This is a genomic window from Mycobacterium sp. smrl_JER01, assembly GCF_048513595.2.
GTDB lineage: Bacteria > Actinomycetota > Actinomycetes > Mycobacteriales > Mycobacteriaceae > Mycobacterium.
Map to the genome: position 1 here is coordinate 3,555,825 of NZ_JBLXXK020000001.1, position 23,112 is coordinate 3,578,936.

Genomic DNA, 23,112 nt, shown 5'->3' on the forward strand with positions numbered 1-23,112 from the left:
CCTTTGAGAGCCAGGAGCGGAAGGGCAGGGATGGACGACACCAGAGCCTCAGCACCCGCACGCGAGCTCGCGCTCGATCTGTACCGGTCCTGCGCGGTCATGCTGGTGGTCATCGGCCACTGGCTGTTGTCGGTGATGACCTACCGCGACGGTGCGTTCGGCCGCGACAATCCGCTGGTCCTGATGCCGTGGACGCAGTGGATCACGTGGGGTTTCCAGGTGGTCCCGGTGTTCTTCGCGGTCGCCGGCTACGCCAGCGCGGTGTCGTGGGCCCGGCGCGACACCGGCACCACCCGCCAGGAGTGGATCCGCCGGCGCGTCGCGCGCACTCTCGGGCCCACGGCTGTCTATGTCGGTTTCGTGCTCGCCGTGATGGCGGCGTTGATGCTCGCGGGCATCGACGGGACGGTGCTCGCACTGGGTGGCTGGGCGGTGGCCATGCACCTGTGGTTCCTGGCCGTGTATCTGATGGTGGTGGCGCTGACGCCGGTGGCGGTCGCCGCGCACCGCCGCTTCGGTCTGGCCGCCCCCGCCGCACTGGCCGCCGGGCTGGTCGTCGTCGACGTGATCGGCATCGGCACCGGTCATCCCGAGATCCGGACCCTGAACTACTTCTTCTGCTGGGCTGCGATCTATCAGCTCGGAATCGCCTGGCACGGCGCACTTCTGCGCAGGCGAGTGCTGGCGGCGATGGCCCTGGTCGCGGCGGTCGCGTTGCCACTGCTGGTGACCTGGGGACCGTACCCCGTCGCGATGATCGGGGTGCCGGGGGTGCAGGTGGAGAACTCCGCACCACCGTCGGTGGTGTTGTTGGCGTTGGCGACCGTGCAGATCGGGGTGCTGTTCACGCTGGTGCCGGTCCTCAACAGGGCACTCGTCAGCGGCCGGTGGCCACGGATCATCGCCATCGCGAACGACAACGTGATGGCCCTCTATCTGTGGCACATGCTGCCGGTGGTCATCGTGACGCTGATCGGCTATCCCACCGGTCTGCTGCCCCAACCCGAACTCGGCTCCGGTGCCTGGTGGCTGGCGCGTCTGCAGTGGGAGCTGGTGTTGGCCGTGGTCACCGCGGCCCTGTTGTGCCTGCTGTTCTGGCAGCGCCAGATCTTCGCCGCGCCGCTCCCGATTGTCGCGGTGCCGCTGCCACGGCCCGCGGGTGAAGCGATCCTCTACGCCGGGACGGCGGCGTGCGCGCTCGCCCTCGCGTTGTTGTCGGCCAACGGATTCGCGCCCGACGGCCGGTTGCCGGGGGTGGCGGCGGCGCTGTTCGCCGGGGGCGCACTACTCGTCGCGGCACAGCCCCGTACGTTGCCGGTCACCTCGGCGCCCCGTCGGGATTAGTACACGTCCCGCACATAGCGTTTGTCGGCGACCATCGCCCGCTTGTAGTCGCGGGCGGTATCCGCGCTCATCCGGCCGTGAGTGCGGATGATGGCGCTCAGCGCGTCGTCGACATCGGCGGCCATCCGGGTGGCGTCACCGCAGACATAGACGTGCGCACCCTCCTCGAGCCAGCGCCACACGTCGGCGCCGTAGTCGAGCATCTTGTGCTGCACATAGACCCGCTCGCGCTGGTCACGGGAGAACGCCAGGTCCAACCGGTTGAGCAGACCGTCGTCGACCATGCCCTGCAACTCCTCGCGGTAGTAGAAGTTCTCGGCGCGATGCCGGTCGCCGAAGAACAGCCAGTTGCGGCCGCGATGCCCCAGCGCGCGACGTTCCTGCAGAAAGCCGCGGAACGGGGCGATACCGGTGCCGGGTCCGACCATGATCATCGGAGTACCCGCGTCCTGGGGCGGACGAAAATGCGGAGAGCTCTGCAGAAACACCGGTACCGGCGTGCCGCCCGGCTGGTCGGCCAGGTGGGTTGACGCGACACCGCCGCGCGGGCCGCCGTCGACGCCCTGGTAGCGCACCACCGAGACGGTCAACTGCACCTCGTGCGGGCTCGCCAGCGGACTGGACGAAATCGAGTACTGCCGCGGGGTCAGCCGTACCAGTACTTCCTGCCACAGGTGCGGTTCGGCGCGCACCGGGAACTCGCGGACCAGGTCGAGGCCGTTGCGATTCACCAGCCACCTGCGGAGCTCGCCACGATCACTGCGCAGCCGTTTGGTCGTCGCCGTGTCCGGGTGGTGCTCGGCGACGAAACGCACCAGATCCGACGTCACCTTGCAGATGTCGTAGTGCGATCGCAGTGCATCCCGCAACCCCTGCTGCACACCGTCGACGACCACCGCTTCGTCACCACGCAAACCCGCTGCCGCCAGCCAGGTGTCGACCACGAAATCGGAGTTGACGACACAAACCCCGAGCGAGTCGCCGACCGAGTAGCTCACGTCGTGGGCGCTGATGTCGAAACCGATCTGGCGCACCTCTTTGGCAGTGCCTTCGGGGGTCAGCCGCAGGTTGCGGCACAACGGAACAGCGATCGGATCGGCGCGGGAGAACGGGATCGGCGCGCGAGTCGCAGGACCGGGCGGGACGCCGGGTGCGCCGACCAACTGCGCCACCGAGTCCGCCCATAGGGCCCGCGGTTCATTCTCGTAGGCTTCACATTCGGCACGGTCGAGCATTCTGGTGGCGCCCAGGTCGGCCAGGCGGATGTCGAGGGATCTGGCGTGACCGCAGAAGTCGTCGTAGGACCGGTCCCCGATGCCGAGCACCGTGTACCGCAGCCCGTCCAGTTTCGGCGCGTGTGGAGATTGCAGACGTTCCCAGAAGATCGCTCCGTTGTCGGGCGGTCCGCCGTCGCCGAAGGTGCTGGTGACAATCAGCACCTCGCCGGCCCCGGGCAGTTCGTCGAGCTCCACGTCGTCCATGGCTCGCAGCCGGGCACCGGGCAGCCGCTCGCCCAGGTGGCCGGCGAACTCTTCGGCGTTTCCGGTCTGGGAGGCCCACAGCACGAGCGGACCGGTCGTCGGCTTGTCGACGGTGTGGGCCGGTGCTGGTGCCGCGTGTCGGGAGTAGCGTCCGGCCAGCAGCCCGTTCACCCACAGCCGCGCCCGAGCCCCGACCGGTGCGCTCGCCGGTAGTACCGGGACGCCGGGCAGGCCCGCATCGACACCGGCCAGAAAACCATCCAGGTAGAGCTTTTCGTCGGCGGTGAACTCGGGAGCGCCGCTGGCGACCGGCAGCGGGGTCAGCCGGACCGCGCACACCTTGAACTCCGGCTGCAGCGAATCCGGATCGACCGCGTCATTGGTCAATGCGTTGACCGCCAGGTTCTCGCCCTGCTCGTCGTTCCAGTGGAACGGCACCCACGTGGTGCCCGGCCGGACCCGGTCGGTGATCAGCGCGGGCAGCACAGCGCGACCCCGGCGGGTCGTCAGTTCCACCTCACCCCCGTCGGTGATGCCCGAGACGGCGGCGTCATCGGGATGGACCTCGACGAACGGAGCAGGGTTGAGTTTGTTGAGCTTGGCTACCCTTCCGGTCTTGGTCATGGTGTGCCACTGATGCTGCAGCCGGCCGGTGTTGAGCACCAGCGGATAGTCGTCGTCGGGCAGTTCGGCGGCATCCAGATGTGGTCGCGGATGGAAGGTCGCGCGCCGGGACGGGGTCGGGAAGGCCAGTTGTGGGCGGTGACCGTCGACGTCGACGAAGAGCTCCTGGGAGACGCCGTCGTTGCGGTACCGGACCGGATTGCGGTCGGACGCGTCCTCCGATGCGCACGGCCACTGCACCGGCGTCTCGCGCAGTCGTTCGTAGCTGATGCCGCGCAGGTCGTAACCGGTGCGGGGATTGTGGAAGCGTCGGATCTCGTCGAAGATCTGTTCGCTGGACTTGTAGTCGAAGGCATCGCCGAAGCCGAGATACCGGGCCACACCGCAGATCAGTTCCCAGTCGGGCCGCGCGTCGGCGAAGGCCGGGACCGACTGCTGGAGCAGGGTCAGGTTCCGGTCGGAGTTGACCATCACCGCGTCGGCTTCAGCCCACAGCGCGGCAGGCAGCATGATGTCGGCGTAGCGGTTGGTTGCGGTGTCGGCATAGGCGTCCTGGGTGATCACCACCTCAGCGGCCCGTAGCCCGGCGATCACGGTATCTCGGTTCGCCACACTGGCAACAGGATTCGTACAGATGATCCACACTGCCTTGATGTCACCGGTGGCCAACTGCCGGAACAGCTCGACGGTTCCGGGACCGACGTCGGTGCGGACGGTGCCGGGTTCCAGTCCCCACTGGTCTTCGACGAACGCGCGGTCCGCGGCCGACAGCACGGTCCGCTGACCTGGCAGACCGGGCCCCATATAGCCCATTTCGCGTCCGCCCATGGCGTTGGGCTGTCCGGTCAGTGACATCGGGCCACTGCCGGGACGGCAGATGGCGCCGGTGGCCAGATGCAGGTTGCAGATCGCATTGGTGTTCCAGGTGCCATGGGTGCTCTGGTTGAGACCCATCGTCCAGCACGACATCCACTCCCCCGCCGCGGCGATCATATCGGCGGCGGCGCGGATGTCGGCCTCGTCGACCCCGGTCAGGGCGGCCACCCGGGCCGGCGGGTAGTCGGCGAGGAACTCCGGCATCGCCTCCCAGCCCTCGGTGTGCTCGGCGATGAACTCCTCGTCGATGGCCTCGTTCTCGACCAGCAGGTGCAGAATCCCGTTGAGCAGAGCCAGATCCGTGCCGGGCCGGATGGGCAGATACAGGTCGGCCTTCTCGGCGGTGGCGGTTCGGCGTGGGTCGACGACGATCAGCTTGGCGCCGGCCTTGAGGCGGTCGGCCATCCGTAGATACAGGATCGGATGGCAGTCGGCCATGTTCGATCCGATGACGAAGAACAAGTCGGTGCAGTCGAAGTCGGTGTAGGACCCCGGTGGACCGTCGGCGCCCAGCGACTGCTTGAAGCCGGTGCCGGCACTGGCCATGCACAACCGCGAGTTGGATTCGATGTGCACGGTACGCAGGAAGCCCTTGGCCAGCTTGGTTGCCAGGTACTGCGACTCGATCGACATCTGACCCGACACGTAGAGCGCGACGGCGTCGGGGCCGTGCTCGTCGACGATCGCTCGCAGCCGCTCACCGGCCTGGGCCAGCGCGTCGTCGACGTCGATCGCGACCGGTTCGGCGTCGCGGGACGGTCGCAACAATGCCGTCGCGAGCCGCCCGTCGGCGGACGCCATCAGCTCGGCGTGCGTGGCGCCCTTGGTGCACAGGCGTCCGAAGTTGCTGGGGTGCAGTTTGTCTCCGGACACCCGGGCGATCACCGGTGCACCCGTCGCGCTGTCGGTACGGGTTTCGACCGACACCCCGCACCCGACACCGCAATACGAGCACGCGCTGCGAATCATGCTGCCTAGCTGACGGGTACCGGCGGCGCGGACGTCCGCCCGATGTGCTCGCCACTGTGGGTGCGATGTTCCTGAAGGCGCAGGAACACGAACCACGTCACGAATGCGCACACCACATAGAAGGCCAGGAACACCCAGAAGGCCATGGTGGCCGATTTGGCATCACTGACATAGGACGCGCGCAGGACGACGTTGATGAACACGCCTCCCAGTGCTCCGACCGCCCCGGCGAAGCCGATCAGGGCGCCCGACATGGCGCGTGACCACGCGGCCTTCTCGTCCCGATCGAGGTCATCACGGCCTTGCGCCTTGGCCTCGAAGATCGACGGGATCATCTTGTAGGTCGATCCGTTGCCGAGTCCCGACAGGATGAACAGCAGGATGAAACCGGCGACGTATCCTATCATTTGGGCACTCGTCGGCGCGCCCGCGGCGCTGTCGTCGAGCACCCCGGTCGCCACCAGGATCCCCGCGGCGAACATCATCGCGACGAAGACGTAGAGCGTCACCCTGCCACCGCCGACACGGTCGGCGAGCTTGCCGCCGAAAGGCCGCGAGATCGAGCCGAGCAGCGGTCCCAGGAACGCGATCTGGGCGGCGTGCAACGACGCCTGCGCGGGGCTGTCGCCCCCGGCGAGGAAGTTGATCTGCAGCACCTGGCCGAAGGCGAACGAGAAGCCGATGAACGATCCGAACGTGCCGATGTAGAGGAAACTCATCACCCAGGAGTGCCTGAACCGCATCGCCTCGACGAGCGCGCCGAAGTTCGACTTCTGATTGCGAAGGTTGTCCATGTACACCGCGGCACCCACCGCGGCCGCGCTGATCGCGACGAGATAGATGGCACAGACGATCTCGGGGCGGGTGTTGCCGGCGGTCGCGATCACCAGCAGACCGATCAACTGGATCACCGGAACCCCGATGTTGCCGCCCCCGGCGTTGAGGCCCAGCGCCCAGCCCTTGAGCCGCTGCGGGTAGAAGGCGTTGATGTTTGTCATCGACGATGCGAAGTTGCCGCCACCGAAGCCCGCGAACGCCGCGACCACCAGGTAGGTGGTGTAGGACGCCGGGTTTTTCATGTAATAGAGCGTGAGCACCGTGGGGATGAGCAGTAACAGTGCACTGACGATCGTCCAGTTGCGACCCCCGAACTTGGCCGGGGCGATCGTGTAGGGAATGCGCATGAACGCACCGACCAGGGTCGGCACCGCGACAAGGTAGAACTTGCCCGCCGCGTCGATTCCGTAGACATCCTGGGGCATGAACAGCACCATCACCGACCAGATCGACCAGATGGAGAAGCCGACGTGCTCGGCCACGATGGACCAGATCAGATTGCGCTTCGCCACGTCTTTGCCGGCCGGTGCGCCGTCGGCGCCTTCCCAGGCGTCGACGTCTTCGGGATCCCAGTGGTCGATGTCCCGGCTGCGGGCCGCGGTTTTTGCCATGGGCTCAGTGAAGGCTCAGGTCATTCCGCATCGGTTGCGCATCGATGACCTGGGTGAAAACTCACCCTCACATCGCCGGGCGGCTCACCGTGAGGCCAACCGGATGTGATGGGTGGGATGCACGGGTGACTTGCGGACGAAACGGGCCGGAAACACGCTGCTCCTAGCTTCGAGGTATGACCGACGAGCGCTTGCGCGAGGAGCCGACATGACCGACGAGCGCTTGCGCGAGGAGCCGAAATGAGCGACGGCAGCAGTCCCCGTTTCCTGCAGGGCGCGTTCGAGTTCGACGGAAGCGGATATGGCACACCGGTGCCGCTGTCCGATCTGTCGCGCTATGTCGTACCGGCGGGGGCCACCGCGCAACCGGTCTACTTCCGGGGCGGGAACTCTTCCGGTTGCGTCCAGCAGCGTGGTGTACGAGTCGGACCTGATCAGCGGTACCGGCGTGTCGTAGCCGAATGATTGAGGGTCATCGCGTGATTCTTCGAGGGACCGTCCAAAGTCACTCGAGCAAAGGAATCAACGCGATGACCACTGCCCACAATATCGACCTGCCTGCCGTGCTGGCCGAACGACTCACCACCGCCCATCCCGACGTGCTGCGTGAGCTGCTGGCCACGTTCATCCACACCCTGATGGGTGCCGAAGCCGACGCACTGTGCGGTGCCGGCTACGGCCAGCGCAGCTCCGACCGGACGAACTCGCGCAACGGGTATCGTCACCGCGAGTTCGACACCCGTGCAGGCACATTGGATCTGGCGATTCCCAAGCTTCGGCAGGGCTCGTACTTCCCGGATTGGCTGCTGGAACGCCGTAAACGCGCCGAGCGGGCCCTGACCACGGTGGTGGCGACGTGTTACTTGCTCGGGGTCTCGACGCGGCGGATGGACAAGCTGGTGGAGACCCTGGGCATCACCAGCTTGTCGAAGTCGCAGGTGTCGGTGATGGCCAAGGAACTCGACACCGCCGTCGAGGCCTTCCGGACCCGCCCGCTCGATGCCGGCCCGTACACGTTCGTCGCCGCTGACGCGCTGGTCCTCAAGGTCCGAGAAGGCGGCCGAGTGGTCAACGTGCACGCCCTGATCGCGACCGGCGTCAACGCCGAGGGCCACCGCGAGATCCTGGGCATCGACGTCACCACCGCCGAGGACGGGGCCGGCTGGCTGACGTTCTGGCGGTCGCTGACCGCCCGAGGCCTCTCCGGGGTCAAACTGGTCACCAGCGACGCTCATGCCGGGCTGGTGGCCGCGATCGGCGCCACGCTGCCCGGGGCAGCCTGGCAGCGCTGCCGCACCCACTACACGACGAACCTGATGGCGATCACCCCGAAATCGTCGTGGCCGTGGGTCCGCACCTTGTTGCACTCGGTGTTCGACCAGCCCGATGCGGAATCAGTTGCGGCGCAATATGATCGGATCGTCGATGCACTTTCCGATAAGCTACCCACGGTCGCCGATCACCTGGAGGAGGCGCGGCCAGATCTGTTGGCGTTCACCGCGTTCCCCAAGCAGATCTGGCGCCAAATCTGGTCGAACAACCCCCAGGAACGGCTCAATCGGGAAATCCGCCGCCGGACCGACGTCGTGGGCATCTTCCCCGACCGCAACGCCCTCATTCGCCTCGTCGGGGCCGTGCTGGCCGAACAACACGACGAATGGGCCGAATCCCGCCGCTACCTCGGCCTCGACGTTCTCAGCAAATCACGTACCGTCAACGACACCCCAAAAGAACAGGAGGCCAACCCGGCGGCACTGACCGCCTGAACCATCACCTCGAAGAATCACACGACGACGTCGTACACCACGTCCGTGGACTTGACCACTCTTCCAAGCAGATGATCACCGTCGTGCTGTACCGCGACGGCGCTCCGATGCGGTACTTCCCGATCGCCGCCAAAGGTGCCACCCACGTGGCGTTGCGGGTGGTCGAGGACTTGCTCGCCGACACGGAGCTGGAACTGCGTGTCGCCGCCCCGGCCGGGGTCCGGGGCACGGTGATCGTCGACCTCGGTCTGGTGGAGGTCTAGGGGTGACGCAGCGCCTGGTGGTGGTCGGCAACGGGATGGCCGGAATCCGTGCCATCGAGGAGGTGCTCGCCCGCGGCGGCGGTGACCACTTCGAGATCACCGTGTTCGGCGACGAGCCCTACGGCAACTACAATCGCATCCTGCTTTCGAACGTGCTTGCCGGAGTAGATGATCCAACTGCGATCTATCTCAACGCCCTGGACTGGTACTCCGACAACGGGATCGATCTGCGAGCCGGGGTTCGGGTGGTCCGGCTTGACACGTTCGCGCATCTGGTCCATGCCGACGACGGCACCACCCTGCGATACGACAAACTGATCCTGGCCACCGGCAGCCGATCCTTCTTTCCACCGATGTCGGGATTGTGGTCCGATGACAAGACGTTGGCCGACGGGGTCTTCGGCTTCCGCACCCTGGATGACACCGCGACGATGATCGCCGAGGCCGCCAACCGGACCAAGGCGGTCGTGATCGGCGGCGGATTGCTGGGCCTGGAGGCCGCGCGCGGACTGCAGAACCGTGGGCTGGCTGTCGACGTGGTGCATGCCGGACCGACGTTGATGAATGCCCAACTCGACGATCCGGCCGGCGCCATCCTGCGCAAGTCGGTCGAAGATCTGGGCATCGGCGTGCACACCGACAAGCGCACCACCGAGGTGATCACCGACGACAGCGGCAGGTTGCGCGGGATACTGTTCGGCGACGGCACCCGGGCGGATTGCGACATGCTGGTCGTCGCGGCCGGTATCCGTCCCAATGTCGGTCTGGCGCAACGGGCCGGGCTGACCGTCGAGCGCGCGATCGTCACCGACGACCACATGCGCTCGATCGACGACGACGATGTGTACGTCGTCGGTGAGTGCGCCCAGCACCGCGGACAGGTTTACGGACTGGTCGCGCCGCTGTGGGAGCAGGCCAGGGTGTTGGCTGACCACCTCACAGGTTCCGACCCGGCTTCGGCCTACCACGGTTCCCGGGTGGCGACGAAACTGAAGGTGGCAGGCGTCGACGTCGCCGCAATGGGGGTCAAAGCCCCCGAGCACCCCGATGACGAGTTCGTGCAGTACTGCGAGCCCAAGCACGGTGTGTACAAGACGGTGGTGATCCGGGACGGCAAGCTGGTGGGAGCAACTCTCGTCGGTGATGTGTCGAAGGTGTCGTTTCTGACCCAGGCCTTCGACAGCGGACTACCGTTGCCCGAGGACCGGGTGTCGTTGATGTTCGACATCGGCACTCCGGAGGTGAGCATCGGGGTTGCCGAGCTCGCCGACGACGCGCAGGTATGCAACTGCAACGGGGTGTCCAAGGGTGCGCTGGTCGGTTGCGTACAGGGTGGCGAAACTTCCGTGGCGGCGGTGATGGCGAAGACGAAGGCCGGCAAGGGCTGCGGCTCGTGTAAGGAGCTGGTCTGTCAGGTGGTGGAGTGGGCGGCCGGCGGTTCGGTCGCCGAGGATCCGTCGGCGTCGTGGTATGTGCCCGGCATTCCCTACGACAAACCTACGCTGATGCAGCACATCCGTGACCTCGAACTGCATTCGGTGTCTTCGGTGTTTGCCGCCCTCGCCCCGGACGGTAGGGAGGATGCCGGCTCGAAGATGGCGCTGGCGTCGCTGCTGGAGACCATGTGGGCCGACGAGTTCGTCGACGAGCGCGATGCGCGTTTCATCAACGATCGAGTCCACGCCAACATTCAGCGCGACGGTACCTTCTCGGTGGTTCCGCAGATGAAGGGTGGGGTGACCAACGCCGCGCAGCTGCGCAGGATCGCCGATGTGGCAGAGAAGTACGAGGTTCCGATGATCAAGCTCACCGGCGGGCAACGCATCGATCTGCTGGGGGTGCGCAAAGAAGACCTGCCCGCGGTCTGGGCCGATCTCGACATGCCGTCCGGTTACGCCTACGGCAAGAGTTTCCGGACCGTGAAAACCTGTGTGGGCAGCGACTTCTGCCGCTACGGCGTGGGCGACTCCACGGCACTGGGGATCGCGATCGAGGAACGCTATCAGGGTCTGGCCAGCCCGGCCAAGATGAAACTGGCCGTCACCGGATGCCCACGCAACTGCGCCGAGGCGTTGTGTAAGGACCTGGGGATCGTCGCGATAGACGGGGGCCGGTGGGAGATCTACGTCGGAGGAGCCGCTGGGGCGCATATCCGCAAGGGCGATCTGTTGGCCACCGTCGACGATCCAGAGACCGCGATCACGCTGACCGGCCGGTTCCTGCAATACTACCGGGAAAGCGCCAATTGGCTTGAGCGGACCTACAAATGGGTGCCCAGGATGGGTATCGAGCAGCTGCGGGCGGTGATCGTCGACGACTCCGAAGGGCTCGCTGCCGGTTTGGACGCACGGATGCAGAAGTCGGTGGACGCCTACCGTGATCCGTGGCGGGACGGCCGTGAACCGGTGTCGGAGGGCCAGTTCCGGTCGTCGCTGCCGCTGCTGCCGTTGCCCAAGGTGCCCGTGCGATGAGCGCTCGCGCGAAGAGCCGGCGGCAGCGATGAGCGCTCGCGCGAAGAGCCGAGGGCAGCGATGAGCGCTCAGATCACGTTGAGACTGCGCTCACGGCGGCACTTTTGGCCAAAACCCCGCCGTGGCCGCAGTCTCAATGAGCGGCCCACACGGGGAGGTACCGGTGGGTGACCTCGGTGGCGTCGACATCGGGCAGGTGCACGAGGTCCCGGTCGGTGAGGGGCGGACGTTCGCGATCGACGGAGCCCAGATCGCGGTGTTCCGGCTGCGCGACGGCTCGCTGCGCGCCATCGACGCGGTGTGCCCACACCGGGGTGGGCCGCTGGCCGACGGTCTGGCCGACGGATGTGTCGTGGTGTGCCCCCTGCACGGGCACACCTTCGACATGAGCACCGGCCGTGAGGTTTCCGGGGCGGAGATGGCGGTGCGCAGCTACCCGGTGGAGGCCGTCGAAGGCGTGATCCGCGTCAGGCTCTGAACGTCAGCGCAACACCGCCGCCGACCATTGGATGAGGGTTTCGGCGAACAAGGCGGGATCCTGCCCGTGCATCGAGTGACCCATGTCCGGGAAGGACAGGTAGGTGATGTCCTGACCGCAGCCTCGGACCAGGTCGACCACCTGCCCGGCCTGCTCGTCGGCACAGGCCCCGATGAGCCCGCCGCTCTCCTCGTCGGGCATCCGGACGTGATGAGTGAACAACACCGGGACTTTGACCTGGCTGAGCATGAGCTGGTGGGGGCAACTCGCCGCGAACGAGCCCGACACGAAGGCCTTACCCCACTCCGGGTCGTACTCGCGCATGCCTTGGGGCGGTTCACCGGCGCCGCCGGCGACCGCGACGAGAGCGCGCCAGCCGCCGATCTCGCGCGGCGCTGCGGCGACCAGTCCGTCCCAGTCGCCCCTGCTCCACTGGTCACCGAGGTAGGTGGACCACAGTGCGAACACCGGTCCGACGGTGTCACCGAGTCCAGGGCCGACGGTCGGCGCGGGCTCCGAACTGAAGAACGGCGGATCTTCCCAGCAGGCCGCGATGACCTGCCCGGGTTTGGCGAAGGCCGACAACCACGCGCTGACCAGACCACCGGACGACAGCCCGCTGACCACGGTGGGCCGACCGATCACGCCGTCGATGAAGCGGACGAGGTCGTTGCCGATGTTGTCGAGGGTGTACCGGCGGGGCGTCCGGGTCGAGCGGCCCTGTCCGCGCAGATCCACCGCGTGCACGTGGAAGTGCTCGCTCAACGGTCCCATCGCCTCCTGGTAGCCCCACCACGATTCGGACTGTCCGGGGATCAACAGCAGCGGCGGATGCGTGTCGTGTCCGGCGACGGCGTACTTGAGCCGCACTTCACCGGTGTCGAACAGTCGCTCGCGATAGCTGTGAGGCACATAAGTGGCGTCCGGGGTGTGCGGACCGAATGCGTTGGCGTACCGTCCCATGCCTCCAGGCTGCCACATGGGGATCAGCCGACGACCCGACCTACTCGGCAATCGGACAAGCCGGATGATTCAGCGCTCAGCTGCCGGCCTGAACAACTCGCCTTCAACGTAATGATCCTGTGTGGACGACGGAGGCGCTTTCGCGCACGCCTTCCTACCGGGTGCCGCTAGCAACGATCCAGCACGATCTCCAACTCCGTGAGGAATCTGTCCGCGTCGGCACTCGAAAAAACCAGCGGAGGACGAATTTTCAACACATTGCCGTGGGGTCCTGTGCTGGATATGAGCACGCGACGTTCACGCATACCGTTGACCACCATGGTCGCGAAGTCAGAGTCGGGCTTTCGGGTCTCGCTATCGGCGACAATCTCGACGCCGATGTACAGTCCGGCGCCCCGGACGTCGCCGATCTGCGGACGCCGGGCCGCCATTTGCTCCAGTCCCCGGCGAAGCTCTGCGCCCACCGACCGCGCATTCTGCAGCAACTTCTCGTCGCGGATCACGTCCAGAGTTGCCTGCGCCGCGGCCATGGCAACGGAGTTTCCCCCAAAAGTATTGAAATATCTTGTATCGTAACCGAATCGACTCACCAGTTCGTCGAGAACCACGATTCCGGCTACTGGGAAACCGTTCCCCATTGGTTTGCCCATCGTCACAATGTCGGGATCGATGCCGTGGCGTTGATATCCCCAGAACTCATCGCCGGATCTACCGAACCCGCTCTGGACTTCGTCTGCGACAAAGACGCCACCGGCCGCGTGCACCATGTCGATCACCGGTCGCAGTAGGTCTGTCGGCTGGGCGAAGATGCCGTCGGAACTGAACAACGAATCGACCACGAACGCGGCCAGCCCGTCGCCGTGCCTCTCGAGGTCTTCGATCTGACGCTCAACGGCTTGGGTGAACATCTGCACCAGTTGAGTAGGAGCTATTCGATACGAGTCGGGTGTGAGCACAGTCCGCACCATGGGACCCAACGGCGAATGTCGGCCGAGCGCGGGTGAGAAGCCGGCCGTCAAATGTGAATTACCGTGGTAGGCCTCCGAGGTGACGATTACTCCGGTCTTGCCGGTGTGATGCCGTGCGATCCGAATCGCAAGGTCGTTGGACTCCGAGCCCGTGCAGGTGAACATCGTGTGACCTCGGGCGGCGAGCGGCCCCGAGATTGTCGACAACAAGTCGTCGGCGTAATCGAGGATGCCGTCCTGCAGATACCTGGTATGTGTGCACAGGGTTTCCATCTGCTGATGCACTGCGGCCACCACCCGTGGATGCGCGTGGCCGACCGAGACGACATTGTTATAGGCGTCCAGATACTCGTTTCCGCTCCGGTCGTAGAGCTTGGTTCCCTGGCCGCGACTGACCTGCACCGGATTCTGGTAGAACAAGCGATAAGCGGGGCCGAGTAGCTCGGTTCTGCGCTTGATCATCTGCCGACTCTCTTCATTCACACCGTCTGTGCGTGAAGGGTCGAAGGCGTTGTTCATCTTTCCACGCGGAGTGACGTCCATAGTGGTCTCCTTACCTGTGTGTCGGGCTCCTGACTGCAAAGACCGGCAGGAATCGAGGCGCAGGATCGCAAACAATTCCTCTGGTGATCGGCTGAGGAACCACTCCAATTGCCCCCAACCTTGCTCGGTGTTACGCATGATGTACTCAGTGTTGGCGGGGAACAACACCGCTCGACGATGCGTTATCAGTGCTCGGACCACAATGCGCGCCATCACAAGATGCGGCAGTATTGCCAGTTCTTCGTCGGTCAGTTCGGCGACTTGCAGGTACCCGCGGAGAATGTCGCGACCTTCGGCGAACAGATCTTCGACATTCCGTTCGCCGACGTCACTGGGCAGCTGGTTCAACAGGGCTGTGGCGACATCGACAGCGACCGCGGTCCGCACCGCGTCGCCGAAATCAATGATCCCCGTGACGAATTCAGGGTTCAAGTGGTCGACGATGATATTGGACTTGGAGAAATCGTTGTGCAGAACCTGGGTGCGAAGCCGATCGACCCGGGGCTGCAGTTCAGCGATGCGAGCCATCCCGGCAGCCAATCGTTCACGGCGCCTGCTGTCGTCGATGTACTCCATCAGTCCGGCCAGTCTCGGGGCGTGCCGCACATCCCATGCCAGCAGACGCGAGTCGCTCGGATGGCGAAAATCGGCCGTTGCCAGACGTAGGCGGGCCAGCACGGCGCCAATCTTCTCCCGTTGCTTCGGCGAGCTGGTACTACGATCCAACGGAACTCCCGGCATGCGTGAAAGCAGTCGCACCGTGCGCAGTTGTCCGGCACGATCCACAACCTGCGGGATCGACTCTCCGTGCCAGTCGAGAAGGACGTTCGGTACCGGGATCTTCGAATCCCGCTGTCCAACATGCTGAATGAGCTTGGTCTGGAAGTCGATCTCCTCAATGCTCTCCGACGGGTTGGCGACTTTGAGCACCAACGGCTCGTGATCGTCGGTATCGATGAGGAAAGTGTCATCCTTTTCGGTAGCGACCCGCGTCAGTCGTCCGATGCGGCCGTACTGCTGCTCCAGAAGTTCGGCGGCCTCCTCGTCGCTCATGCTCACGAACGTCGCGGTCAGACCGCCTTCGTCTACGAACGAATTATGGTCGTCGTTGATCTGTATCAACAGATCTTCCCTCCCTTTGTCTATCGATCCCGATCGAGCGCCCCGCTCATCCACTCGTTTGGGGACGCGTCACCGTTCGCGGCGGCAGTCCGAGTGAGCGGACATGCTGTGCAATGTCGGCCAAACTGGTCAGCCACAAGCCGGGCAGATCGTTCAACCGGCTGATCAGCTCTCCGATCCCGGCGGCGCGAGCCGGGCGACCGGACAGGAAAGGGTGATTGACAAGCACGAAGCAGCCACCGACCTCGTGTAGCGCCGACGCTTCACCCGTCCACATCTCGAGTGTCTTCATCGGGCTCTCAACGACACCGGTACCGCTGAGCTCCGGGAGATAACAGAACTGTCCCCAGTCGTCTGCCGACCAACTGACCGGGATCTCGACAATGGAGTCTTCCGAACCCGGCGTCACAGCAAGCTCGTACGGCGTGTCGGCATCCATCAAGCTGCTGTCATAGAGGAACCCCTTCTCATGCAGGAGCTGCGGAGAGTGAAAGTTCAACTCGCACATCGGTGCCCGGTAGCCCACCGGCCGGATTCCGGCTACGCGGTCCAGCGCTTCGAGCCCGCGGTCGAGCACCTCGGCTTCGCGGTCGCGGGAGAACCCGGCAACGTTCTCATGCAGGTAACCATGGTGACCAACGTCGTGACCTCCGTCAACGATCTGTTTCACCACATCGGGATAGCGTTCAGCGGTATAGCCGGGAACGAAGAACGTGGCCCTGATCTGTCGGCGCTTGAGTAACTCGAGGAGTCGGGGCACTCCGATCGTGGGCCCGTACGCTTGATGGGACATCACCGTCATGCGATCGGCCGACTTCGGGTCGATGTTCAGGATCGCTGATTCAGCATCGACGTCGAATGTCAGTGATGCGGCAGCGACGTAACCCGCGGGCCAGATCGATCCGTCGTGCGCGGTCATCACATTCCTCCTACCGGCGTGCTCGCCAGGTCTGACCTCGGTTGTGAAGTACCCCCACGGAGGGAGTCGGGCTCTGGAGCGATCACGAGCGTCAAGACATAGATGAGCGCGCCACTGGCGCCCGCGATCAAGAAGGACACGTCGATTCCGCCGACAGCCCCAGCCAGCGGCCCGGTATAGATGCTGGTAGCGATGAACATCATTCCCAGCACCACCGCCGGGACCCAAGCGATGAACGGCCGCACGTTGATGCCGGCGGTGAACCAGTACGCGCCGCCGGTCTGTCTGCGGTTCCACACCTGCAGGTCGTCGCTCAGATAGAAGCCACGACGGTACACAAAGCCTACGATCATGATCGCGATCCACGGTGTGGTGATCACGATCAGGATGGTCGCGAACGCGTTGATGCTGTCCACTGCGTTGAACACAAATGTGCCGAGATAGACGATGACGACCGAGATCACCCCGAGTATCAGCGTCGCCGGAATTCTCTTCAGCACGGGGAACACCGATGAGAAATCCAGGCCCATGCCGTAGAGCCCCAGAGCCCCTTGGGCAAAGCCGCCACCAAGCCCGATGAGCATCACCCCGATCACGAACCAGGTCGGCGAGGCTTCAGCCAACCCGAGCACGAGATCCCCGGTAGGATCCGCAAAGGCGGTGGCGACCAAGGCGCCGAAGAGGTAGGCGAACACCAGACCGATGTACGATCCTGACGCGTAGGCCACCATCATCGACCTCGCCGAACACCCTGTCGACGGTACATAGCGTCCCCAGTCACTGGCGAACGGACCGTAAGATACAGGTACCGATGCACAGGTGATCGCGGCCAGTGCCCACGTCGGCCAGAACGAACCCAGAATGTATTCACCCCCGGCGTAGGACAGGTCCATGTCGGGGGCCAGGGCGACGAGTCCGATCACCATGACGATCCCGATTGTCGGAATCATCAAGCGCTGCATCGCCATCATGTTTGCGTGGCCCAGCGCAGCCACCGTGATCAGCACCGCGCTGACGATCGCGTATGCGATGCCCCGCGTCATTCCGGTGACCGGCAATCCAAACAGCTCGTGGGCAGCTGCGACGACCGCGTCACCGCTGGTCCACACTGTGAGCGCGGTGAAGCCCAACGCAGAAAACAACCCGAGTAGCGAACCCAGGAGTCGGCCTCGCACGCCGAAATGCGCTCCGCTGACGACGGCGTTGTTCGTTCCTGCGCGTTGCCCAAACAGGCCCATGGGGGCGAGCACCAGGCAGCCGATGGCGGCCCCGACCGCGATCGCACTGGCCGCCTGCCAGAAGCCCAGGCCGAATGCGATCGGCAGCCAGCCGAACAATATTATGCTGAAGGCGAATTGGGCCCCGATCAGCATCCGGAAGATTTTTGACGGGCTGGAATGGCGCTCCGATTCGGGAATTGTTTCAACACCGCGGGTCTCGAAGTGTCCGACGGCATCGACACCGCCATCAGAGTTGACGACGCTCATGAAAGTCCTTTCGAAGAGTGGGACGGGATCAGAAGCCGCCGATGGCCTGTCCCCCGTTGACCGCCAGGGTCTGTCCGGTCACGAAGCCGGATTCCGTGGAAGCCAGGAACGCCAACATGTGCGAGATTTCCTCGGGCTGTGCATATCGCCCGAGTGGTATCTCGCGAGCGCACTCGTCGTCTATCTCTTCCTGACTCACGGCCGGCGGTGCGGTCATCCGGGTGTAAACCCCACCGGGTGCGATGTTGTTGACGCAGATCCCGTACTGCCCAAGCTCTTTGGCCAATCCCTTGCTGAAAGCGATCAGGGCGCCTTTGGCCGCGCCGTAGGCGTGGGAGTGACGGAAGCCGGTCTGGCCCCACATCGACGAGATGATGACGATGCGTCCGGCCTCGCTGCGCTGCAACCAGGGCAGGCAGGCGCGTGAGGTGTTCAGTGCACCACCGACGTGCACATGAAAGGTCCTCCACCAGTCTGCGTCATCGGTGTCGGCCAGACCGGTATTGGAATGGATGGTCCCAGCGTTGCTGACCAGGCAGTCGATGCCATCAGCGAAGTCCGCGAATGACTGCACGAAGCCCTCGACGACGGCACGGTCCGACACGTCTCCGACTACAGAAATGGCGGTACCGCCTTCGGCACGTACCGCCTCGGCGGTGTCCTCGGCGGCCTGCTCATCGAGGTCGTTGATTCCGACGATCGCACCCCGGCGGGCGAGCTCAATACAGTGGGCCCGTCCCATGCCGTGGCCGGCGCCGGTGACTAGGACGGATCGACCGCTCAGGTTTGACACTCACGTCTCCTGTTAACAGTTGGCAGTTGGCATCTGGCAGAAGCCCATGAAACCACAGCATCCACCACTGCGTACCGTCAACAAGTGATTTCCGATGAAACATCACAGCTCCGCGTACCGCACATCTTGTCCCTGATCAGGGGCTTAGTCGCCGTGTAAAAAGCTCGTTACAGCCCGCGCGGCGCAGGCGGTTGCAAAAACCGTGTCGAGACCACATGCTTACTGTCGACAGATTGCAGCTCGATTTGACTCAGCCTTCGACTCACCATGAGAGGTGTAGATGCAGACCATCGCCACTGCGGGGACACTGCGGTTCGACGTCGTCGAGTACCAGGCCAGAGTTGCCGGCTACTCCCGACTGCTCGGCGAGCACGGGGTCGATGTCTACCTTGGTTCCAGCCCTGAACACATGAACTACCTCACCGGCTTCGACCCGCTCGGCTTGTACTTCTTTCAGGTAGTGGTACTGCGGGCCGGCGACGAGCAACCGACACTACTGACCCACAAGTGCGAGGCCGAGTTGGCACGCACCGGTTGCTGGATCAATGACATCAGGCTCTGGCAGCACGGTGAGGACCCCATTGAGCGCACCCTCGCACTGCTCGCCGAGGCCGGCGTCGCACCGGGCAGCGTCGTGGGCCTCGACATGGACAGCTGGTACCTCAAAGCCGCGACGGTGGCAGCTCTGCGGCACCGTCTACCAGACACCGAATTCGTCGATGTCACCAAGCTCGGCCTGGAACAGCGGATGGTCAAGTCCCCCGCGGAAATCGAGTACATGCGCGCAGCTGCACACATGTCCGATATCGCGTTCGAGGCCGCTGTGGACGCGATAGCACCGGGCACCACAGAGAATGAGGTGCTCGCGGCCGTGCAGATCGCGCTGGCGCGCGCAGGCAGCGAGTACCCGGCATTGCCCTTCATCATCGGCGCCGGTGCCCGCAGCGGATTGTTCCACGGTGTGCCGACCGACAATGTCATCGGTGCGGATGATCCGGTGATGCTCGAGTTCGCGGGCGTAAAAGCCCGGTACAACTGCAATATCGTGCGCACCGTCGTCGCAGGCAGAGCCTCGGCCGAACTCCACGATCTGTACCGCATCGTGACCGAGGCTTTCGAGCGGGGGTGCGAAGCTATCCGCCCCGGCGAACCGGTGGGCACTGTCGACGCAGTCACGCGTCGGGTGCGGGCGGGCTACGAAGACTACATCCCGTCACGCTGCGGCTTCGGCATGGGGTTGGCCTATCCGCCGGTATGGCTGGGCTTACCGGACCTACTTGAAGGCGATGAACATGTTTTCGTACCCGGCATGGTGGTGTCACTCGAACCCTCCATTGCGCAATACCGCGGTATTTCAGTGATCTATGGCAAGAATGTCCTTGTGACCGAAACCGGGCACGAGGTGCTGCAGCAAGCGCCCACCACGATCTTCGAAGTGGTGCGCACGTGAAGGCCCTCGATGAGCGAGCAGGAGCGGTATCGATGTCCACGCGTGACGCAGCAAGCCCGGCAACATCGCTCCCCCCACTCAGCGCCCCGAAATCGTTGACCGACGAAGTCGTGTCAGTGTTGCGCTCGCATATCCTCAGCGGCCATTTCCAATCGGGTGATCAGCTGGTGCAGGCCGAGTTGGCGCGGTCGCTGGGAGTGAGCCGCGGGCCGGTGCGCGAAGCTCTCAACCAGCTGAAAGCTGAAGGTCTCGTATTCGACGAACCTCGGCGGGGGACATTTGTGCGACGCCCTGCTCCCAAAGATGTCCGCGACGCGCTGGATCTTCGGTTGGCTCTGGAGGTGCGCGCCGCTCACTTGGTCATCGAGCGGGGGGATTCGACTGCGTTGCAGGCGATCGAGCGCGCACTCGATGCTCTGATCACCGCAATCGGCTCCGGAGATCTGCGCGCGATCGGTGACCGCGACTTGGCTTTTCACGATGCGATATGCGCCGCCAGCGGCAATCAGGTGCTGTATTCGGTGTTCACCACCCAGGCCAAGACCGTGACAGTTCTACTGCACGTCGACGAGCTCAGCTACAGCTTCAAGCCTGAGGAACTGATTTCTGAACATCGCGCGATCTTTGATCGGATCAGAACCGGCGACAAGATTCGCGTCCAGGAATTGCTCACCGTTCATATCGAAGGTGTACGCGACCGCCTACTCGCGGTGATGTAACGCCGACGCACAGCGCGTACCCAGCCGCATCCACGCCCGTTACCCAAGAAGCAGGTCTACGTCCCATGTCCTTGTCATCGCTCAGCGCGACCGAGATGGCCCGAGGTTTCCGCGATCGGCGGTTCACCCCGTCCGAGGTGACCGAATCCGTCCTGGCAACGATCGCCGCCGTCGATCCCACCATCAACGCTTATGTGACGGTTGACCACGACGCTGCCCGCGAGGCGGCCGCAGCGGCCACGTCGCGATTCGACACCGACACTGCGATCGGACTGCTCGACGGGATTCCGGTCTCCATAAAAGACGTCGTGCTCACGAGCCGTTGGCCCACCCGACGAGGTTCGGCTGCTTTCGCTCCTGCAGAACCAACAGGCGTTGATGCGCCGGTATCGGCGGCTCTGGCAAGATCCGGCGCGGTGGTAGTCGGCAAGACCACAACACCGGAGCTGGGCTGGAAGGCTGTGACCGATAGTCCGTTGGACGGGATCACCCGGAATCCGTGGGACAGCGACCTCACCCCGGGAGGATCCAGCGGAGGCGCATCAGCGGCCGTTGCCACCGGTATGGCTCCGATTGCGATCGGCAGCGACGGCGGCGGTTCGATCCGGATTCCGGCGGCGTTCACCGGCGTGGTCGGACTCAAACCGACACGCGGCCGGGTACCGCTGTGGCCGGCCAGTCCCTTCGGGTTGCTGTCTCATGTCGGGCCCCTTGCCCGCACAGTGCCCGATATTGCGCTGTCGATGAACATCGTCGGCGGCCCCGACCACCGCGACATGTCGTTCGACCATCGGACGCACGGAACCATGGCACCGATCGTCAAAGCGGCCGAGATCGCCGACCTGCGTGTCGGTTACTTGATCGACCACCCGGACCTGGCCACAGCCTCTGAGGTCAGGACGGCAGTATCCGGCGCACTGGCGGCATTCGAAGACGCCGGCGCCCGACTCGCCGAGTTGAGATTGCCGCTGTCTGGCCTGAGCGAGGTCTTCACCACCTTGTGGTACGTCGGGGCCGCTGCGGCCACTGAGTCAGGCGCATCGCTCGAGCGGTTGGATCCCGGCTTACGCCGAATCGTCGACATCGGCCAACGGACTACAGCCGTCGAGTACCACCGCGCAATCCTGGCGCGTGAGTCCTTTATCAGGGCGATGAACGAAACCTTCGAAGATTATGACGTGGTCATCACACCGACCGTACCGATTCTGCCCTTTGCCGTGCAGCGAGACGTGCCGGACGGGTGGTACAGCGAGGACTGGGCAACCTGGACCCCGTTCACGTGGCCGTTCAACATCACCGGCGGGCCGGCGATCTCGGTGCCGTGCGCGGTTGCCGATGGCACCCTGCCGGTCGGACTGCAAATTGCAGGCCCCTACGCCAGGGACTCTACGGTGATCTCCGTGGCGGCTGCCTTTGAAGAACTCCGGGGCGAGGTGCACTACCCGTTGGTATCGCCAGGAACTGTCGGTCGGTGAGTCAACACCGCGGCTGATCGGCGACCCCCTGGCGGATCACCATGGAGTCTGCGTCGAAGTCATCGAGCTATCCACCCGCGCTGACTCAGTACTGTTCCTTGATGACTTGCAGGTGAAGCCAGCTCTCGGTCGACAAAACCTGCGGCAGCGCGGCAATTCGGGCGAGGACATCCTTTGCCTCGCTTCGTGTCACGCCGTCCACCGTGACGATGAGGTCGAAACGCCCGACCGCCGTCGTGATGAAGTGCAACTCCGGCATGTCTAGTAATGCGTCCACCGCCCTTGCGACACCTCGAATTCGGATACCGACACCGAACCTGAGCAGGTTGTCTTCGCTAGGTCTCTCCTGGATGATGCCGATGTTGATCAGTCGGCCGCTGATCAACCGGCGCACCCGTGTTCGCGCCGTGGTCACCGAAATTCCAGCACCCGTCGCGAGATCGGCATACGAGGAACGGCCGTCGCGGCGCAACGCCTCGATCAAGTCGAGGTCGATCTGGTCGACGGATGCCGCCAGCAGCGGCGCCGGCTGCAAGACATCGCGAAGGATCTCGCTGTAGAGAACGGTATTGGTCGACACGGTGCCGGGATGGGCTCGGATCCGGTCGAGCGCGTTCTGGAAATCGTCACCGGTCCGCGCTCTGATCTCAGCGATCAGCGACATAGTTCCCAGGGTGACGCTCACAAAGACGGCGTCACGGAACTCGGCCAGCTCGCCCGCGAGTTGTTCGGCGCGGCCGTCGGTGACGACGGCGGTGTGGCCCATGGCCGTGGTCCCTTGCACGGTCGGATGTGCGACTCCCACCACCTTGACCCCACCGCCGGCCAACAGGCGGTTCAGATGCCGCGACGCCGTCGGGCGGGACACGTGCAGCCGGCGCGCGAGTTCTTCGGTGGTCATTCGCGCATCACAGTGCAACTCTCGCAAAATCGCCCGATCGATCTCGTCCATG

General features: G+C 64.5%; 15 protein-coding genes and 3 pseudogenes. 9 read left to right on the forward strand and 9 right to left on the reverse strand.

All coding sequences use genetic code 11. The features are described from left to right. Positions 1-30 precede the first annotated feature (30 nt). Complete coding sequence (locus ACNUDN_RS16780; RefSeq protein WP_419122946.1) at positions 31-1,344, forward strand: acyltransferase family protein; 1,314 nt, start codon at positions 31-33, stop codon at positions 1,342-1,344. Here ACNUDN_RS16780 and ACNUDN_RS16785 read toward each other — a convergent pair. Together ACNUDN_RS16785 and ACNUDN_RS16790 are read right to left on the reverse strand one after the other, a co-directional pair. Further along, positions 1,341-5,294: a bifunctional nitrate reductase/sulfite reductase flavoprotein subunit alpha gene (locus ACNUDN_RS16785; RefSeq protein ID WP_419122947.1), complete on the reverse strand. Its 3,954-nt coding sequence runs from the start codon at positions 5,292-5,294 to the stop codon at positions 1,341-1,343. The genes ACNUDN_RS16780 and ACNUDN_RS16785 overlap by 4 nt on opposite strands. Positions 5,295-5,299: 5 nt before the next feature. Then, positions 5,300-6,742 (reverse strand): nitrate/nitrite transporter, encoded by a 1,443-nt coding sequence (locus ACNUDN_RS16790; protein ID WP_419122948.1) that lies wholly within the window; start codon positions 6,740-6,742, stop codon positions 5,300-5,302. 240 nt (positions 6,743-6,982) lie between these two features. Between ACNUDN_RS16790 and ACNUDN_RS16795 the strand changes: the two are divergent. From ACNUDN_RS16795 to ACNUDN_RS16815, 5 genes and pseudogenes are all read left to right on the forward strand, one after another. Next, a pseudogene (locus ACNUDN_RS16795) lies at positions 6,983-7,138 on the forward strand (molybdopterin oxidoreductase); the annotation flags it as partial. Positions 7,139-7,272: 134 nt separating this feature from the next. Continuing rightward, positions 7,273-8,508 (forward strand): IS256 family transposase, encoded by a 1,236-nt coding sequence (locus tag ACNUDN_RS16800; RefSeq protein ID WP_419122949.1) that lies wholly within the window; start codon positions 7,273-7,275, stop codon positions 8,506-8,508. 56 nt (positions 8,509-8,564) lie between these two features. Continuing rightward, positions 8,565-8,771, forward strand: a pseudogene (locus ACNUDN_RS16805) (molybdopterin oxidoreductase); the annotation flags it as partial. A gap of 2 nt (positions 8,772-8,773) precedes the next feature. Next, positions 8,774-11,242 carry a nitrite reductase large subunit NirB gene (gene nirB, locus ACNUDN_RS16810; RefSeq protein ID WP_419122950.1) on the forward strand — a complete coding sequence of 823 codons (2,469 nt, stop codon included), beginning with the start codon at positions 8,774-8,776 and terminating at the stop codon, positions 11,240-11,242. A 163-nt stretch (positions 11,243-11,405) separates the two neighbouring features. Then, entirely contained in the window at positions 11,406-11,720 is a 315-nt protein-coding gene (locus ACNUDN_RS16815; RefSeq protein WP_419122951.1) for a Rieske (2Fe-2S) protein, read from the forward strand. A gap of 3 nt (positions 11,721-11,723) precedes the next feature. Here the strand turns inward: ACNUDN_RS16815 and ACNUDN_RS16820 are convergent, their stop codons facing one another. The 6 genes and pseudogenes from ACNUDN_RS16820 to ACNUDN_RS16845 form a co-directional block, all read right to left on the reverse strand. Next, positions 11,724-12,683 (reverse strand): alpha/beta hydrolase, encoded by a 960-nt coding sequence (locus tag ACNUDN_RS16820; RefSeq protein WP_419122952.1) that lies wholly within the window; start codon positions 12,681-12,683, stop codon positions 11,724-11,726. A 167-nt stretch (positions 12,684-12,850) separates the two neighbouring features. Next, a complete protein-coding gene (locus tag ACNUDN_RS16825) occupies positions 12,851-14,170 on the reverse strand; it encodes an aspartate aminotransferase family protein (protein ID WP_419125190.1) in 1,320 nt (439 codons plus the stop codon). Positions 14,171-14,458: 288 nt separating this feature from the next. After that, a pseudogene (locus tag ACNUDN_RS16830) lies at positions 14,459-15,247 on the reverse strand (phosphotransferase); the annotation flags it as partial. Between the two features lie 115 nt (positions 15,248-15,362). Beyond that, entirely contained in the window at positions 15,363-16,235 is an 873-nt protein-coding gene (locus tag ACNUDN_RS16835) for a polysaccharide deacetylase family protein (RefSeq protein WP_419122953.1), read from the reverse strand. Next, the gene (locus tag ACNUDN_RS16840) at positions 16,235-17,722 is read right to left on the reverse strand and encodes a purine-cytosine permease family protein (RefSeq protein WP_419122954.1); all 1,488 of its coding nucleotides are present in this window, start codon (positions 17,720-17,722) and stop codon (positions 16,235-16,237) included. Before ACNUDN_RS16840 ends, ACNUDN_RS16835 begins: the two co-directional genes overlap by 1 nt. A 28-nt stretch (positions 17,723-17,750) precedes the next feature. After that, positions 17,751-18,515 (reverse strand): SDR family NAD(P)-dependent oxidoreductase, encoded by a 765-nt coding sequence (locus ACNUDN_RS16845; protein WP_419122955.1) that lies wholly within the window; start codon positions 18,513-18,515, stop codon positions 17,751-17,753. Between the two features lie 280 nt (positions 18,516-18,795). Between ACNUDN_RS16845 and ACNUDN_RS16850 the strand changes: the two genes are divergently transcribed. The 3 genes from ACNUDN_RS16850 to ACNUDN_RS16860 all read left to right on the forward strand — a co-directional run bounded on the left by ACNUDN_RS16850 (position 18,796) and on the right by ACNUDN_RS16860 (position 22,159). Beyond that, entirely contained in the window at positions 18,796-19,965 is a 1,170-nt protein-coding gene (locus ACNUDN_RS16850; RefSeq protein ID WP_419122956.1) for a M24 family metallopeptidase, read from the forward strand. Then, entirely contained in the window at positions 19,962-20,684 is a 723-nt protein-coding gene (locus tag ACNUDN_RS16855; protein WP_431960258.1) for a GntR family transcriptional regulator, read from the forward strand. The genes ACNUDN_RS16850 and ACNUDN_RS16855 overlap by 4 nt, the downstream gene beginning before the upstream one ends. Before the next feature lie 65 nt (positions 20,685-20,749). Next, positions 20,750-22,159: an amidase gene (locus ACNUDN_RS16860; RefSeq protein WP_419122957.1), complete on the forward strand. Its 1,410-nt coding sequence runs from the start codon at positions 20,750-20,752 to the stop codon at positions 22,157-22,159. A gap of 85 nt (positions 22,160-22,244) precedes the next feature. Here the strand turns inward: ACNUDN_RS16860 and ACNUDN_RS16865 are convergent, their stop codons facing one another. Next, positions 22,245-23,111 (reverse strand): Lrp/AsnC family transcriptional regulator, encoded by an 867-nt coding sequence (locus ACNUDN_RS16865; protein WP_419122958.1) that lies wholly within the window; start codon positions 23,109-23,111, stop codon positions 22,245-22,247. Position 23,112: the final 1 nt, after the last annotated feature.